We start from the raw sequence: 14508 nt of genomic DNA, 5'->3' as shown, positions 1-14508 counted from the left end.
TTCTGCTGGCGGATAAAGTCGGTTATTTGCTGCCAGCGTATCCCAGTTCCTTATCCACCAGGTTGAACAACTCCTCGCCCTTGTGCCAGCGGTCGAAGTTCTCCAGGAACTGGTCGGTCAGCGCCCGCTTCCAGCCGATGAAATCGCCGGCCATATGGGCGGTCATGGTAACGTTCTCCATGTCCCAGAGCGGGTGATCTTCTGCCAGCGGTTCTTCTTCGAAGACATCGAGTCCGGCGCCGGCAATTTCGCCATTTTCGAGGGCTTTGACCAGATCATTGGTTTTGACGATCGGGCCACGTCCAATGTTGATCAGGCGGGCGGAGTTTTTCATGGCCTTGAAGGCTTTCGCGTCAAACAGGCCTTCGGTCTGGGGCGTCAGGGGTGCCGCAATCACCACAAAGTCCGCGTGCCCCAGCTGCTCGTAAAGATCGTCGTTGCCGTGCACCGCTACAAAATCCGGATCCTCTTTTCTCGGTTTGCGGGCAATGCCGTGTGCCTTTAATCCGGCAGCGCCGACCAGGCGACCAATCTGGCGGCCAATGGAGCCGGCGCCGACAACCAGAACCTGCTTACCCTCAGCCCGCTCAGTATCCCGATGTTTCCACTGGTGCTTCATCTGCAGCCGGATGGAGTTCGGGAAATCCTTGGCGAACATCAGGATGGTGCAGAGCACATACTCGGCAATGGTGCGGTCGAAAATGCCCCGGGCATTGGTCACGGTGACATCGCCCTTGATCAGATCCGGGAACATCAGCGCATCAACGCCAGCACTGGTAGCGTGGATCCATTTCAGCTTGTCTGCCGTGTGCCAGGCGGCTGCCAGGGCCTCCGTGCGAAAGTCCGTCACCATCATGATGTCGGTGCCGGGCAGGGTGTCGCGAAGGGTCGGCTCGTCACAGGCAAAACGCACATCCGCGCGGGCCCTGACTGCGTCCATCCCCGGCGGTTCCTGCTCCCCTGGCGCGGTGAGAACGGTAACAACAGGTTTGCTGTGCTGAGTCATTAAGCCTCCGCTTTTTGTGATGAATGACTATGTGTGACTGATGATCGCCCATGAGGGTATTTACAGTCTGGTCGGCAGGTACTGTCGGGTCAACTTGCGGGGTAACAGATTTTGCCCTGACGGCGGTGATGGCGGTACTTTCACGTACACCATCTTTATGACGTTTTGTCTTGTAGAGGCCTTTCATACTGACTAACCTGCAGGAGTGGATTTTATTTGCCCCGTTTGCAGGAGGTGTTTATGGCAGAAGCCGCCAACAAAGAAACCGGCCAGACCAAACCGCGTAGAGTGAAGTACCGGAAAACGAAGGCCAGTTGGAACCCTGCCATGCAGGCTATCCCGGTGCCGGGCATCCGGCGCATGGTGAATATGGCGGCCACCATGAAGGATGTCATTCATCTTTCCATCGGTCAGCCGGATCTGCCGACCCCCAAGCACGTGATTGATGCCTATATCGATGCGCTCAATGCGGGGCAGACCGGCTACACCATGGATGCCGGACTGCCGGAACTGCTGGTGGCCCTGCGCGACTACTACGGCAAGCGTTACAACCGCAAGCTGACCCGGGATAACATCCTGATTACCAGTGGTGCCACAGAGGCCATGTACCTGGCGATTTCTGCCACCTCCGCGCCAGGTCGGCAGTTTATCGTGACGGATCCGTCATTCCTGCTCTATGCGCCACTGATCCGAATGAACGGCGGTGAGGTGAAGTTTGTCCAGACCCGGGCGGAAAATAACCACCAGCTGGACCCGGATGAAGTGATCCGTGCCATGGGGCCCCGGACCTTCGCGCTTATCCTGAATAACCCCAATAATCCGACCGGGGCGGTTTACCCGCGCAGTACCGTTGAAACCATCCTTGAAGAGTGCGCCTACCGGGGCATCCAGGTTTATGCGGATGAAGTCTACGATCACCTGATCTTTGACGATGACGACTTCGCCAGCGTGCTGAACTGTTCGATGGACCTGGATAACATCATGTGCATCAGCAGCTTTTCCAAAACCTACAGTATGGCGGGGCTGCGGGTAGGCTGGGTAATTTCCAGTCAGGCGGCGATCAAGTCTCTGCGTCGCTACCACATGTTCACCACGTCGGTGGCAAACACGCCGTCACAGTTTGCCGGTGTGGCCGCTCTGACAGGCGACCAGCAGTGCGTTCGAGATATGGTCGATATCTATCGTGAACGTCGGGACAAGGTGGTTGAGCTGGTTGATCAGACTCCCTATATGACGGGCTACAAGCCTGGCGGTGCCTTTTTTGCGTTTCCTGACCTTCCGCCCCATGTAGACGGCTCGGATCTGGCCCTGCGGATGCTGAAAGAAACGGGGGTCTGTATGGTGCCCGGTGATGCCTTCGGCGAAGGGTGTACCAACGCCGTCAGGATCAGTTTTTCCACAACCTGCGAGAAACTGGAAGAGGCGTTTGATCGCGTCATCCCGTGGATGGCCAAGCAACAGTTCTGAGGTAATGCCATGTCAGCCCTGGACTCGGTATTGATTCAGTGCCCGTACTGCTGGGAGACGCTGGATATCAGCGTCGACCCCTCAGTGCCGGAACAGGAGTATGTCGAGGATTGCCAGGTCTGTTGCAGGCCCATCCTGTTGCACGTGGTTTTTGACGACAATCTGACGCCTCAAGTGGAGGCCCGTGCTGAAAATGAATAAAACGCCGCTGTATCTCTTTCGGGCGCTACTGGTCCTGATGCTGGCGCTCGCCAGCGGCTGTGCCAGTCTGTCGCCCTATTCGATTTCCGAAGGTGAGCTGGAAAGGCATCTCCAGGATGTGGTGCGTGAATTTGATCGCAACCAGTTGAACAGCGGGTCACCGCTGAGTCTGAGTCTCGATGATGCAGACATTACCCTGGGGCTCGATGGCCGGGACGTGGCTGTGATTGATTTGAGGGGGCAGGTTGCCCTGAATGCGTTGATGGCGAAGTTGCCCGTAGATATTGCCTTGAAGGTTGAGGGTGCGCCGGTTTACGACAGCGCTGAAAAAGCCATTTTCATACGACGGTTGCAGCTTCTGGAGAGCAGTATTGACTCTCCCTTCTTCAAAGGGGATCTGAAGCCTGTAACCGATACGGTGATGCGGCTCGTGGCCCAGATGCTGGAGACCATGCCGGTGTATCGGCTGGACGAAACCGACTTCGCCCAGCGTATGTTCGGTATGATGCCTGTGGATGTGCGGGTGGCGCCTGGCCGACTTGAATTCGTCATGGCCGACCAGTAGCCCTGATTTACTGAGACAGCCTCTCGCAGATCGCAGAGCCGATTTCGTGGGTACCTCGCCGGGTACCGGAATTTTCGGCAAGATCTGCAGCCACTGCATCGAACAGTTCTTTGCCCGCGGCGGCAACGGCGGGATCTTTGCGCCCCAGCCATTCGAGCATGCGGGCGGCGGTGAATAGCATGGCGGTGGGGTCCGCCAGGCCCTGTCCGGCGATGTCCGGAGCACTGCCGTGGGTGGGTTCGAACATAGAAGGCATATCAGGATCGGTGGGGTTCAGGTTGCAGGAAGGCGCAACCCCCATGCCGCCTGACAGCACCGCGGCCAAGTCTGTCAGGATGTCGCCCTGCAGGTTACTGGCCACCACCACGTCGAATGCCCAGGGGCTTTGTACGAACTTCATGCAGGCTGCGTCTACCAGCTCATGGTGTGTGGCCACATCCGGGTATTCCTTGCTGATTTCGTCAAAGGCCTCGGTGTACATATCGCCCCAGTAGCGCAAGGCATTGCGTTTGGTGACCAGACAAACCTGGCTTTCGCAGGTGCGGCCATCCAGGGTTCGGAATGTTCGCGTCCGACCTTCCTTTACCCGATCTGCCGCGCGGTTTCGGGCCTGTTCAAACCCGTAACGGATGATCCGGTCGGTTGCCTTGCGTGTGAACACCTCCATCTGGGTGGCTACCTCGTCTGGCGTGCCCTTGCGCAACCGACCACCCTGGCTCACGTACTCACCCTCCGAGTTTTCCCGAATCACCAGCATGTCGATGTCCTTGGCGCGCTCATCCGCCAGGTATTGGCGGGCACCGGGAAGAAGCCGGGCCGGGCGCTCACAGACCCACTGGTCGAACCCTTTGCGCATGTCCAGCAGGGGTGCCAGAGAGATACTGTCCGGTAGCAGGTAGCGGTCCGGATCGTCCATGGGGCCCGGATCGCCGAGGGCGCCCAACAGAATGGCATCGTACTTCTGTAACTGCGCCAGGGCATCCGCCGGCATGGACTCTCCATGCTCTTCGTGCCAGGCGTGGGAGGGCCAGGGGAAACGCGTCCACTCGATGTCCAGGCCGTGTTTCGCGCGCAGGGTTTCCAGGCAGCGCACAGCCTCGGCCACCACTTCGGGGCCTATGCCGTCGCCCGGGGTTACAGCGATACGGGTAGATTGGGCCATTCGGGAAACTCCTTTTGTGGACAGACACGTATAAACGACAAACCCCAGTTTAGTCATGTAAACAGGGGATGCCACCGTTTGACACGCTTTAACCAAAAAGTGGTTTTACCAGAGAGGGGTTCGAAGCTATATTGGATTGAAAATACGTCTTATTGACACTGTAAAACCGCCAGAAGTGAAGTCAGGAGTTGAAGTGAACCAACCCGCCGTATTATTTGATGAGTCTCATTGTGAGCAATGTGCCTGTGGAGCGGGGTTGGACTTCTCCTTTACCTTCGCGTTCCAGCCCATTGTCGATGTTCTAAACAAGTCTGTTTACGCCTATGAAGCCCTGGTGCGAGGCACTGAAGGCGAGGGTGCGTTGAGCGTTCTCTCCAAGGTGAATGACCAGAACCGCTATGCATTCGACCAGGTATGCCGTGTCAAAGCGGTCAAGCTCGCTGCCAAGCTGGGCATGGATACGATGCTCAGCATCAATTTCATGCCGAACGCGGTCTACCGGGCGGAGTACTGCATCCGGACCACGCTCGCTGCAGCGAAGACCTACAGTTTCGATACTCGCAAGATAATCTTTGAGCTGACCGAAGACGAAAACCTGACGTCTACGTCTGTTGAACATCTGGCGTCGATTATTGAGGCCTACCAGGAGATGGGGTTCAGCACTGCCATCGATGATTTTGGTGCCGGATTCTCCCGCTACAACATTATGATGGCCAGTCCCCCAAATCTTCTTAAACTGGATATGGCTCTGGTTCGTAATATTCACGTAGAGCCCAACAAACAGGCGGTAGTGGCCGGGATTATTACCATGATGAACCAGCTTGGCGGCCAAATAATCGCTGAGGGTGTCGAAACCAAGGAAGAGTACTTCTGGTTGCGCTCGCAGGGTATTAACCTCTACCAGGGCTACCTGTTTGCCAAACCGGGATTTGAATGCCTACCGGAGCCCGAGTTTCCGGCATAAGCTGCCCCTGAACCGATAGGAACGACATCTTGCTATACCGAATGATCACCATTGTTGGCGGACTGGTTTTTGTCATCATCCTGTTCGCCCTGATCTGGTTTTTCTGCAAGAAATTTCTGGAGCACCACGGCGTTACTGATCAGGTAAAAGACCGCGCCATGGTTCTCGCTACCTGGACCTTTGCCGGGATTAGCGTCGGGTTGGTTTTTGCAGTCGTCGGTGCTTTCGTCCTGGGCCCATGGGCTTTCTACCGAACCCTCAGGGGCCACGATGTTGAAGTATCCGATGGCGCCGCTGTCTTGTGGGGGCTTGGCATCGTCGTGGCCTCCCTGGGCATCACGGCTATCGGATTTTTCGGTTTCCTGATGCTTGTCGGGGCGTACTGATTCTCAACTGATCGCCTTCAACTGCTGCCGGAACCAGATCAGCGCCGGCTCTCTCTCATAAGCCTTGTGCCAATAAAGGTGAACGTCGATGGACGGCAGGTCCGCTGGCGGATCCATGATCCGGATATTGGCCCGCTCGGCAATGATGCGGGCATAGGCTTCCGGCATGGTGAGCAGCAGATCGGTGTCCTCCACCACTCTGCAAGCGGCGTAGTAATGCTGGCACCTTAGCCGGATGCTGCGCTGAACCCCCAGCCTCGATAGCTCGAAATCCTCAATTCCGGGCCCCTCGGTCCGTGACGACACCAGCACGTGCTTTGCCGACAGGTACCCCTCCATATCCAGAACCTCTGTGGCCAGGGGATGACCTTCCCGGGCCAGAACCACAAGCCGGTCGCGCCGCAGCAGTTCGTGAGAAGTCTGGTTGCTCACGGGCAAAAGCACATCCACGGCAAAATCGAGTTTGCCTGCCGCCAGTTGCGTCTCCATATCACGCCGCGCAATCCGCTGACTGACGATCTCCAGTTCCGGGTAGGCGTCCAGACGCGCCATCAGGCGAGGCAGGAAGGTGGATTCCAGGATGTCCCGCAACCCGAGTGAATAGGTTTTGCGCTGGGTGGCCGGATCAAAGGCATGAAACTGGTTTACCGCGCCCTGGATCTGGGTGAGGCCCGGTCGCATGGATTCGAGGAAGCGCCGGGCCAGGGGCGTTGGCACCATCTGATTGCCCTGGCGGGTAAACAGAGGATCATCAAAATGGTCCCGGAGCCGGGACAGCGAGTGACTGACCGCAGGCTGTGTCAGATGCAGTGCCCTGGCCGCGCGGGTCAGGCTTCCTTCCCGGTAGATGGTGTCGAATACGTGCAGCAGGTTCAGGTCCAGGCGGTTGAGGGCCATGAGCGGGTCCGTTCTTGCGAATTTTGGAATAAGTTTGGTTAATAATAAACGATAAGAATAATTCAGTCGCGTAATAGTTAAGTCGTCCCTAGACTGGTCTCAACGTGATTATTCCGTGCACGCCACCGTGCAACCGTTAGCGAGGAGACGGCGATGGATTTCAATATTTCCGAGAAAGGCCAGGATTATCTCAACCGCGTGAAACAGTTCATGAAGGATGAGATTTTTCCAATTGAAGAGCAGTACCACAAGGAGCTTGCCTCCCTGGATAACCGTTGGGTTGTGCTGCCGATCATTCGGGAGCTGAAGGAAAAAGCCAGGGCCCAGGGCCTCTGGAACATGTTCTTCCCGGACGAAAAATACGGCTGCGGCCTGCTGAACTCAGACTACGCCCTGATTGCCGAGGAAACCGGGCGCAGTTTTATTGCGCCGGAGATCTTCAACTGCAACGCGCCGGACACCGGCAATATGGAAGTGCTGATCCACTACGGCTCGGAAGAGCAGAAGGCCGAGTGGCTGCCCCGGCTGCTCAGCGGTGAGATCCGCTCCGCGTTCTGCATGACCGAGCCGGCGGTTGCTTCTTCCGATGCAACCAACATGGAAGCCACCGCCGTAGTTGAAGGCGACGAAGTGGTTCTGAACGGTCGCAAATGGTGGAGCACCGGTATCGGGCACCCCGACTGCAAGGTCGCCATCTTCATGGGCCTGACGGATCCGGACGCCCACAAACACCGCCGCCATTCCATGGTGCTGGTGCCGCTGGACACTCCGGGCGTCAAGATCGAGCGTATGCTGCCGGTATTCGGTGAATACGATGAGCCCTACGGCCATGGTGAGGTGCTGTTCGATAACGTTCGGTTGCCCAAGAGCGCATTCATTGCCGGTCCGGGCCGCGGGTTCGAGATTGCCCAGGGCCGTCTGGGGCCAGGCCGTGTGCACCATTGCATGCGCGCGATCGGTGCGGCGGAGCGCACACTGGAGATTCTGATCAAGCGTGCCACCACTCGGGAAGCCTTCGGGCGGCCGATCGCCAAGCTGGGCGGTAATCCGGATATCATTGCCAATGCCCGCATGGCCATTGAGCAGGCGCGGCTGCTGACACTGAAATGCGCCTGGGCACTGGATACCAAGGGCATCATGGGGGCGCTTCAGGAAGTCTCCATGATCAAGGCGGTGATTCCGTCCATGCTGCAGACCATTGTTGATCAGGCCATTCAGATTCACGGTGGTGCCGGGGTCAGTGATGACGACTTCCCGCTGACGCAGCTGTTTGCCTATGCTCGTGTTTTGCGCCTGGCCGACGGGCCTGATGAGGTGCATCGGGCTATGGTGGCTCGTCTTGAATTGCGAAAGTACAAGAACTGATAGCTCGGTGCCGGAGCGGGCGGGGCTGGACTTCTGAAACACGCTGTGAATACGTCCATGTACGCTTGGCTCCGCACAGTTTCAGAAGGCCAGCCCCGCCCACTCTCGTATACCTGTGAGTTAAGCTGACTAAAAATCGATACAACGGGAATCACCATGACACAAAGAGTATTCATCACCGGCGGCGCCAGCGGTCTCGGTCGGGCGATTGCACTGCGTTACGCCAGAGAAGGCGCCAAAGTCTGCATCGGCGACATCAATCCGGAGCAGGGCGTTGGCGTGGAGAAAGAGATTACCGCAGCTGGCGGCGAGGGCTACTACGTCGAATGCGATGTTCGCCGCCTGACCGATTTTGAGAAAGTCCGCGATGATCTGGTGAAAAAATGGGGTGGCGTTGATGTGGTGGTGAACAACGCTGGCGTTGCCTCTGCCGGTTCCATTGAAGATACCACTATGGCGGATTGGGAGTGGATTCTCGATATCAACGTGCTGGGTGTGGTTCGTGGTTGCAAGGCGTTCACGCCTCAATTCAAGCAGCAGGGTTCCGGGGCGTTCGTGAATGTGGCTTCTATGGCCGGGCTGATGCTGGCGCCTTTGATGGATAGCTACAATGTTACCAAGGCTGGGGTGATTGCCCTGTCTGAAACCCTGAGTCAGGAGCTTCGGGATGCCGGTATTCATGTGAGCTGTGTGTGCCCGGCGTTTTTCCAGACCAATCTGACCAGCAGCATGCGTTCAGACATTCCCGGCATTCAGCAGAATGTGAACAAGCTGATGAAGCGTTCCACGGTAACCGCCGAGGACGTAGCCGAGGATATTTTTCGGTCGGTGGAGAACAAGAGTTTCTGGGTACTGCCCCACGCCAAGGAGCGCCGTATGTGGATGCTCAAGCGTCATGCGCCCAAGGCTTTCGACTGGCTGATGCATCAGGAAAGCAAGCGCTGGATGAGCAAGATGGGTGGCAGCAAGGCCTGAGGGCGCTGTTTTTAACTGTCTTTAACTGAAGATTCAAAAGGAGAGTCCTGAATGACCCAGATCGACGAGGCCGTGGACATCCGGGAAGGCGAGGAGCTGGACACCGGCGCCGTAGACCGGTTCATGAAAGAGGCGATCCCGGACCTGCAAGGCGAGCCTGAGATTCGTCAATACCCGGGCGGCGCCTCAAATCTGACCTATCAGGTGGACTACGGTGATCGGTCTTATGTGCTGCGCCGGCCGCCGTTCGGCAAGATTGCCAAGTCTGCCCACGACATGCTGCGTGAGGCGAAGGTCATGCGGGCGCTCAAGCCCGTCTATCCCTACGTGCCCAACATTATCGCCATCTGCGATGATCACGACGTGCTGGGTTGCGATTTCTACGTGATGGAACGGTTGAAGGGCATCATCCTGCGCCAGGACTTTCCGAAGGATTTTGAGCTTAGTGAAGCCGATACCCGCAAGCTTTGCCTGAACGTGATCGACAAGCTGGTAGATCTGCACCGTGTGGATGCCAAAGCAGCCGGCCTGGACAAGCTGGGCAAGGGCGAGGGCTACGTTCAGCGCCAGATTGGCGGCTGGAGTGACCGTTTTCGTAAGGCCCGCACCGATGATGTGGGCGACTTCGAGCAGGTCATGAGCTGGCTCAACGACAAGATGCCCGAGGACATTGCCCAGGTGGTGATCCACAACGATTTCCGCTTCGACAACGTGGTGCTGAATCCGGACAACCCGTTCGAGGTAATCGGCGTGCTGGACTGGGAAATGGCCACCATCGGCGATCCGCTGATGGATCTGGGTAACAGCCTGGCTTACTGGATTGAGGCCGATGATGAAGGCCCGTTCCAGATGCTGCGCCGACAACCGACCCATCGCCCGGGCATGCTCTCCCGCAAGGAAGTGGTGGCGTATTACATGGAGCAGTCCGGCTTCAAGGTCGATAACTTCGACTTCTATGAGATCTACGGCTTGTTCCGGCTGGCAGTTATCATCCAGCAGATCTATTACCGGTTCTATCATGGCCAGACTAAAGACAAGCGTTTCGCTGCCTTTGGGCACGCCGCCAATTACCTTGAGAAGCGCTGTCAGCGCCTGATTGCGGAGAGCTCCCTGTAATGGCGACGATTTATCTGGTTCGTCACGGCCAGGCCAGTTTCGGGAAGGAGAACTATGACCAACTCTCTTCCACCGGCTGGGAGCAGGGCAGGGTGCTTGGCCGCTGGCTGGCTGGCAAAGTTGAACCGGCGGCGATTTTCGGGGGCGATCTGGAGCGCCACCGTGAAACCGTGGAAGCCATCGCCACCGGGTACGGAGCCAAACTGCCCGACATGCAGGTAGTCCCCGGCTTCAACGAGTTTGACCACACCACCGTGGTGGCCCGGTACCGCCCGGAGTGGAGTGATCGCGCGGTGATGGCGCGGGATCTCAAGGCGTTCCCCAAGCCGGCCAAGGCGTTTCAGGAGGCCTTTGTGCACGCTGTGCATCGCTGGGCCTCAGGCGAGTATGACCATGAGTACGAGGAAAGCTGGCCGGACTTCAAGGCCCGCGTTCTGGCGGCCTTCGAGGAGATGATTGAGTACGCCGATGGCGGCGACGTGTTGGTGGCGACCTCCGGTGGACCGATTTCCGTAATCGCCCAGCATCTGCTTGGCCTGGATGATGCCCGGGCACTGGGCCTGAACGAGGTGATCGCCAACACCAGCGTGTCGCGGGTCCTGTATTCAGGCCCCCGGCGCAGCCTGGCCGTTTTTAATAACTACAGCCACCTGGAAGCGGATGACCCCGCCCTGGTGACATTCCGATAGTGAATTGAGGTGAACGAATGAGCAGCAAGAACCTGTTTGATCTGACTGGCAAGGTTGCCCTGATTACCGGTGCCAGCCGCGGCATTGGCGAGAGCATTGCCCGGACCCTGGCCGAGTATGGTGCCCACGTGATTGTCAGCAGCCGCAAGATTGACGGTTGCGAAGCCGTTGCCAGCAGCATCCGGGATGCCGGCGGTAGCGCCGAAGCCTACGCCTGCCACATCGGTGATATGGATCAGATCGAAAGTATCTGGGGGCACATTGAACAGACCCACGGCAAGCTGGACATTCTGGTGAACAACGCTGCGGCGAATCCGTACTTCGGACCGGTGGAAGACACCGATCTCGGTGCGTTCAACAAGACCGTGGATGTGAATATCCGCGGCTATTTCTTCATGTGCGCCCGCGGCGCCCAGATGATGAAGAAAGCCGGTGGCGGTTCGATTGTGAACGTGGCGTCCGTGAACGGTGTTAATCCGGGCCATTACCAGGGCATTTACTCGGTCACCAAGGCCGCGGTGATTTCCATGACCAAATCCTTTGCCATGGAGCTGGGTCAGCAGAAAATCCGCGTGAATGCGCTGCTGCCGGGGCTGACTGATACCAAGTTTGCCAGTGCTCTGACCACCAACGAAGCCATCAAGAAGCAGGCCATGGCCCACATCCCCATGAAGCGTGTAGCGGATCCAGGTGAAATGGCAGGTACCGTGCTGTACCTGGTTTCTGATGCCTCCAGCTATACCACGGGCGCCTGCATCAATGCGGACGGCGGTTACCTGACCGTCTGAGGCTAATCAGGGGTCAGATGAAAGCCTTCATCTGACCCCACTTTCAAACGGTCTCGGCGATCAGGCCGGCGAGCAGGTCAATGCTTCAAAGTCGTTGTTGAGCTCTCCTGCCCGATTCTGAAGATGGGCCAGTGTTGTATTGTCACCCGCAAGAATCAGATCATGCATCAGGGACGCCATGGCTACGCGGCTCTCCGCCATCATGGCTTTGTAGGCCTCGCCCCGCACCTCCTCGGAATTGAGAATCAGATATTCCAGTTCCGCCTCAAACGTCGGCTCGTCTCTTCCCTCCAATATCTCCAGCAGTGCCAGTTGCCAGTTCCTGCGCCCCTGCAGCCAGACTTCAGTCTGGGCGGCCCGATTGGCAGACCATTGCCGCACGATGTCTCGTTGCTTACTGTTCAGCTTCCCCAGCCAACGCTCAACCCGCTCTGCGGTTCTCTCGGCCCGGGCCTCGGCTGTCGCTTCAGGGGAATCGGCCAGGAATTCTTCTTCCATTTCCCGCTGGCTTTGCGCCATGTTGTCCGCCAACTCCTGTACCTGCTCATCGCTCAGGCTGGAGAGAAGGTTTGTTGCGACCGGGGCTGCCCGTTCCAGAAGACTCGGGAAGAAACTGAAAAGTTGCTGCTGATGGTATTCTACAGTGGCCTGATCGGGCGGGTTGTTGGATATGTCAGACTCGAGTTCATCCAGCCAGGCCTGATAACGGGGCAGCTCGGCACTGCAGTGCCATTGCCGGAGTTGCTCAATATCGTTATTAAGCCGCTGCTTTTGATCGGCGGTAAGCGAAACATAGTCTTCAACCCACCATACAATGCCCCAGTCTGCATATCGGTAAGCGAGCTTGGTCGAACTGCAACCAGCCAGGCCAAACGCCAGTACCAGAATGAGAACAAAGGGCTTGGCAAAACTGGTTGTGCTCTCTTGACCGGTATCCATGGCTCACCTGTCTTGATAAAAAGGCCTATCGAAAAAAGATTGCAAGCTCACTATCATTCTGGTTTTGATAGATATCAGTGTACGACATATCACGCCTTTCAGATGCTGCTCCGAGTAACGCTGGAGCATTGTTCAGGAGAAGTCATGAGCAAAATGAGACTTTCACGTCTACGCCAGCTGATTTTCGGCTTTTACATGTCCGGAATCATGTCCCTGCTGATGTCCGGGGTGATCACCTTCATCAATACGGGCATCGACAGTGAGTTCCATTACAGATGGGGACCGGCTTTCCTGGTCGCCTGGGCCGTCGCCTTCCCTCTGGTGACCTTCATCGCGCCGCTTGCCGGGAAGATGACGGAGTTCACCATGCGCAGACTTGACTGATTGCGTACACATGTAAGCTTAAATGTTAAAAGATGCAAATCCGTTCTTTCTGACTCCCCGTAAATGCTTTGACGCATGATTCAAGGACTGAATTTGTGCAGGTTCGAACCACTCAAATCCTGGTAAACAACCTCTACAAGTGGGGAGTTGAAACAATGAATACAAAATACGCTTTACCGATGGTTTTGGCGAGCAGTGTCATGCTGTCCGGGTGTTGGCTTGATGACGATGATGATCCAGCAACCACCAGTGTCCGAGTCCTGCATGCATCTTCGGATGCACCTGCGGTGAATGTACGGGTGAACGGTGATGTTGTCGTCCCCGGTGCTGATTATAAGCAGGCCGCTGCTTTGACGCCGAGTGCTGGAGTTGCTGATATTGCTGTCGACGGATTGCTCCCGGGCGGTGAGACTGTGACAGTGATCTCTGCAGATGGGGTTTCGCTTCGTTCCGATACCAGCTACGACGTCATTGCAGTTGGTAAAGTTGGCGACGAGACCATCGAACCTCTGATTCTGACCGATGATGGCGCCCGTGATGATGCCAACAGCGCGCGCTTGAGGGTTGTCCATCTTTCACCCGAGGCGCAGACCGCTGCCGCTGGTCCAGTGGATGTATATGTGACCGCTTCCGGCGATCCGCTTCCTGCCGAAGCTACCTTCAGTTTCTCCTTCAAAGAAAGTGTAGGTCCGCTGGAGCTTCCTGCCTCAGACGACTATCAGATTCGGGTTACCCCTGCAGGTTCAGACACCGTTGTTTACGACAGCGGGCAGATTGGCTTGCCGGCAGGTTCTGATCTTCTGGTTGGCGCCGTTGACAATACTGGCGCCAATAGCGATGCAAGCCCGATCAGCTTAGTCGTACTTAACGGCAGTAATGTTGCCGAAATTTTCGATGCAGGCCAAGACGCCGGCGTGCGCGTTGTGCATGCATCTTCCAACGCACCTGACGTTGACGTTTTTGTTGGCGAAACAGGTCCGGCGGCACTGTCTGACATAACGTTCGGCAGTGTTTCTCCGTTCGCCTTCCTTGATGGCTATGCTGCTTTGCCGGCCGGGGATACCCGAGTTCGGGTAGCGGCTGCTGGAACCATGCTCAGTGGTGGGCAGGTTGTCATTGACGAGACACTGCCACTTGTCAACGGTCAAGGCTATAGCGTTCTTGCGGTTGGGCAGTTGGATAACATCGAAGCGCTCGTCGCAGAGGATACTGTTCGCAGCATCGCGACCCAAGCCTCTCTGAGAATTGTTCACGCGTCCGCTGCCGCCGGCAATGTCGACATCTATCTGGTACCGGGCACTCAGGACGGTATTGGTAACGCTGATCCGGCTCTGTCAGACGTGCCCTTCAAAGCCGTAACAGATTACCTGCCGATAGCGGATGGCACCTATAACGTTTACATTGCGCCGGCAGGCACTGGTACACCGGCGATTACCGCCGAAGGTGTTGAGCTGAATGCAGGTGGAGTCTACACAGTGGTTGCGCGGGATGCGGATCCTGATAATGCAGATCCGGCGTTGCAAGCGTTGGGGCTTATCTTGTTCGATGACTTCGTAGGTCAGCCCCAGTAAAGCGTGTTGTTAACGCTTTGAATGAGCCCCGGC

16 protein-coding genes are annotated in these 14508 nt (G+C 57.0%); 12 read left to right on the top strand and 4 right to left on the bottom strand.

Annotation, left to right across the window (positions count from 1 at the left end; translation table 11 throughout):
* Window positions 1–22: 22 nt before the first annotated feature.
* Window positions 23–1006 (bottom strand): D-2-hydroxyacid dehydrogenase, encoded by a 984-nt coding sequence (locus KEHDKFFH_RS11455; protein ID WP_104322052.1) that lies wholly within the window; start codon window positions 1004–1006, stop codon window positions 23–25.
* A 240-nt stretch (window positions 1007–1246) separates the two neighbouring features.
* Here KEHDKFFH_RS11455 and KEHDKFFH_RS11450 point away from each other — a divergent pair, with 240 nt between their 5' ends.
* The 3 genes from KEHDKFFH_RS11450 to KEHDKFFH_RS11440 are packed head-to-tail and all read left to right on the top strand — an operon-like array spanning window position 1247 to window position 3239.
* On the top strand, window positions 1247–2473 hold the full coding sequence (locus tag KEHDKFFH_RS11450; RefSeq protein ID WP_064227150.1) for a pyridoxal phosphate-dependent aminotransferase: 1227 nt from the start codon (window positions 1247–1249) through the stop codon (window positions 2471–2473).
* A 9-nt stretch (window positions 2474–2482) separates the two neighbouring features.
* Complete coding sequence (locus KEHDKFFH_RS11445) at window positions 2483–2674, top strand: CPXCG motif-containing cysteine-rich protein (RefSeq protein WP_064227151.1); 192 nt, start codon at window positions 2483–2485, stop codon at window positions 2672–2674.
* Window positions 2667–3239, top strand: coding sequence for a YceB family lipoprotein (locus KEHDKFFH_RS11440; protein ID WP_104322051.1), 573 nt, complete (start codon window positions 2667–2669; stop codon window positions 3237–3239). The genes KEHDKFFH_RS11445 and KEHDKFFH_RS11440 overlap by 8 nt, the downstream gene beginning before the upstream one ends.
* A 7-nt stretch (window positions 3240–3246) precedes the next feature.
* Here KEHDKFFH_RS11440 and KEHDKFFH_RS11435 read toward each other — a convergent pair whose 3' ends face one another.
* Window positions 3247–4401 (bottom strand): isocitrate/isopropylmalate dehydrogenase family protein, encoded by a 1155-nt coding sequence (locus tag KEHDKFFH_RS11435; protein ID WP_104322050.1) that lies wholly within the window; start codon window positions 4399–4401, stop codon window positions 3247–3249.
* A gap of 193 nt (window positions 4402–4594) precedes the next feature.
* Here KEHDKFFH_RS11435 and KEHDKFFH_RS11430 point away from each other — a divergent pair, with 193 nt between their 5' ends.
* Both KEHDKFFH_RS11430 and KEHDKFFH_RS11425 read left to right on the top strand, forming a co-directional pair.
* Window positions 4595–5365 carry an EAL domain-containing protein gene (locus KEHDKFFH_RS11430; RefSeq protein WP_192875780.1) on the top strand — a complete coding sequence of 257 codons (771 nt, stop codon included), beginning with the start codon at window positions 4595–4597 and terminating at the stop codon, window positions 5363–5365.
* Between the two features lie 29 nt (window positions 5366–5394).
* A complete protein-coding gene (locus KEHDKFFH_RS11425; RefSeq protein ID WP_241956484.1) occupies window positions 5395–5751 on the top strand; it encodes a hypothetical protein in 357 nt (118 codons plus the stop codon).
* Between the two features lie 3 nt (window positions 5752–5754).
* Here the strand turns inward: KEHDKFFH_RS11425 and KEHDKFFH_RS11420 are convergent, their stop codons facing one another.
* Window positions 5755–6648 carry a LysR family transcriptional regulator gene (locus KEHDKFFH_RS11420; RefSeq protein ID WP_104322047.1) on the bottom strand — a complete coding sequence of 298 codons (894 nt, stop codon included), beginning with the start codon at window positions 6646–6648 and terminating at the stop codon, window positions 5755–5757.
* Window positions 6649–6801: 153 nt separating this feature from the next.
* Here KEHDKFFH_RS11420 and KEHDKFFH_RS11415 point away from each other — a divergent pair, with 153 nt between their 5' ends.
* The 5 genes from KEHDKFFH_RS11415 (at window position 6802) to KEHDKFFH_RS11395 (ending at window position 11581) form a co-directional block, all read left to right on the top strand.
* Window positions 6802–8013 carry an acyl-CoA dehydrogenase family protein gene (locus tag KEHDKFFH_RS11415; RefSeq protein ID WP_104322046.1) on the top strand — a complete coding sequence of 404 codons (1212 nt, stop codon included), beginning with the start codon at window positions 6802–6804 and terminating at the stop codon, window positions 8011–8013.
* Between the two features lie 156 nt (window positions 8014–8169).
* Window positions 8170–8988 carry an SDR family oxidoreductase gene (locus tag KEHDKFFH_RS11410; RefSeq protein WP_104322045.1) on the top strand — a complete coding sequence of 273 codons (819 nt, stop codon included), beginning with the start codon at window positions 8170–8172 and terminating at the stop codon, window positions 8986–8988.
* Window positions 8989–9039: 51 nt separating this feature from the next.
* Window positions 9040–10104, top strand: a complete 1065-nt coding sequence (locus tag KEHDKFFH_RS11405) for a phosphotransferase family protein (RefSeq protein ID WP_104322044.1) — start codon at window positions 9040–9042, stop codon at window positions 10102–10104.
* Window positions 10104–10793: a histidine phosphatase family protein gene (locus KEHDKFFH_RS11400; RefSeq protein WP_104322043.1), complete on the top strand. Its 690-nt coding sequence runs from the start codon at window positions 10104–10106 to the stop codon at window positions 10791–10793. The genes KEHDKFFH_RS11405 and KEHDKFFH_RS11400 overlap by 1 nt, the downstream gene beginning before the upstream one ends.
* Before the next feature lie 17 nt (window positions 10794–10810).
* Window positions 10811–11581, top strand: a complete 771-nt coding sequence (locus KEHDKFFH_RS11395) for an SDR family oxidoreductase (RefSeq protein ID WP_092030253.1) — start codon at window positions 10811–10813, stop codon at window positions 11579–11581.
* A gap of 60 nt (window positions 11582–11641) precedes the next feature.
* On the opposite strand, the gene KEHDKFFH_RS11390 is transcribed toward KEHDKFFH_RS11395, so the two are convergent.
* Window positions 11642–12520 (bottom strand): DUF6279 family lipoprotein, encoded by an 879-nt coding sequence (locus KEHDKFFH_RS11390; protein WP_104322042.1) that lies wholly within the window; start codon window positions 12518–12520, stop codon window positions 11642–11644.
* A gap of 144 nt (window positions 12521–12664) precedes the next feature.
* Here KEHDKFFH_RS11390 and KEHDKFFH_RS11385 point away from each other — a divergent pair, with 144 nt between their 5' ends.
* Both KEHDKFFH_RS11385 and KEHDKFFH_RS11380 read left to right on the top strand, forming a co-directional pair.
* On the top strand, window positions 12665–12904 hold the full coding sequence (locus tag KEHDKFFH_RS11385) for a DUF2798 domain-containing protein (RefSeq protein ID WP_064227162.1): 240 nt from the start codon (window positions 12665–12667) through the stop codon (window positions 12902–12904).
* 95 nt (window positions 12905–12999) lie between these two features.
* On the top strand, window positions 13000–14475 hold the full coding sequence (locus tag KEHDKFFH_RS11380; RefSeq protein ID WP_104322041.1) for a DUF4397 domain-containing protein: 1476 nt from the start codon (window positions 13000–13002) through the stop codon (window positions 14473–14475).
* The last annotated feature ends 33 nt before the right edge of the window (window positions 14476–14508 follow it).

Source organism: Marinobacter maroccanus, assembly GCF_002933275.1.
Taxonomy (GTDB): Bacteria; Pseudomonadota; Gammaproteobacteria; order Pseudomonadales; family Oleiphilaceae; genus Marinobacter; species Marinobacter maroccanus.
Note: the sequence above shows the minus strand (reverse complement) of the source record. Positions and strands in the feature narration are given on the sequence as shown.

Bases quoted from the DNA above. Each gene is read 5' to 3' on its own strand.
- KEHDKFFH_RS11395 (WP_092030253.1), top strand. From the start codon at position 10,811: ATGAGCAGCAAGAACCTGTTTGATCTGACTGGCAAGGTTGCCCTGATT.
- KEHDKFFH_RS11385 (WP_064227162.1), top strand. From the start codon at position 12,665: ATGAGCAAAATGAGACTTTCACGTCTACGCCAGCTGATTTTCGGCTTT.
- KEHDKFFH_RS11415 (WP_104322046.1), top strand. From the start codon at position 6,802: ATGGATTTCAATATTTCCGAGAAAGGCCAGGATTATCTCAACCGCGTG.
- KEHDKFFH_RS11420 (WP_104322047.1), bottom strand. From the start codon at position 6,648: ATGGCCCTCAACCGCCTGGACCTGAACCTGCTGCACGTATTCGACACC.
- KEHDKFFH_RS11405 (WP_104322044.1), top strand. From the start codon at position 9,040: ATGACCCAGATCGACGAGGCCGTGGACATCCGGGAAGGCGAGGAGCTG.
- KEHDKFFH_RS11400 (WP_104322043.1), top strand. From the start codon at position 10,104: ATGGCGACGATTTATCTGGTTCGTCACGGCCAGGCCAGTTTCGGGAAG.
- KEHDKFFH_RS11440 (WP_104322051.1), top strand. From the start codon at position 2,667: ATGAATAAAACGCCGCTGTATCTCTTTCGGGCGCTACTGGTCCTGATG.
- KEHDKFFH_RS11390 (WP_104322042.1), bottom strand. From the start codon at position 12,520: ATGGATACCGGTCAAGAGAGCACAACCAGTTTTGCCAAGCCCTTTGTT.
- KEHDKFFH_RS11450 (WP_064227150.1), top strand. From the start codon at position 1,247: ATGGCAGAAGCCGCCAACAAAGAAACCGGCCAGACCAAACCGCGTAGA.
- KEHDKFFH_RS11410 (WP_104322045.1), top strand. From the start codon at position 8,170: ATGACACAAAGAGTATTCATCACCGGCGGCGCCAGCGGTCTCGGTCGG.
- KEHDKFFH_RS11455 (WP_104322052.1), bottom strand. From the start codon at position 1,006: ATGACTCAGCACAGCAAACCTGTTGTTACCGTTCTCACCGCGCCAGGG.
- KEHDKFFH_RS11435 (WP_104322050.1), bottom strand. From the start codon at position 4,401: ATGGCCCAATCTACCCGTATCGCTGTAACCCCGGGCGACGGCATAGGC.
- KEHDKFFH_RS11445 (WP_064227151.1), top strand. From the start codon at position 2,483: ATGTCAGCCCTGGACTCGGTATTGATTCAGTGCCCGTACTGCTGGGAG.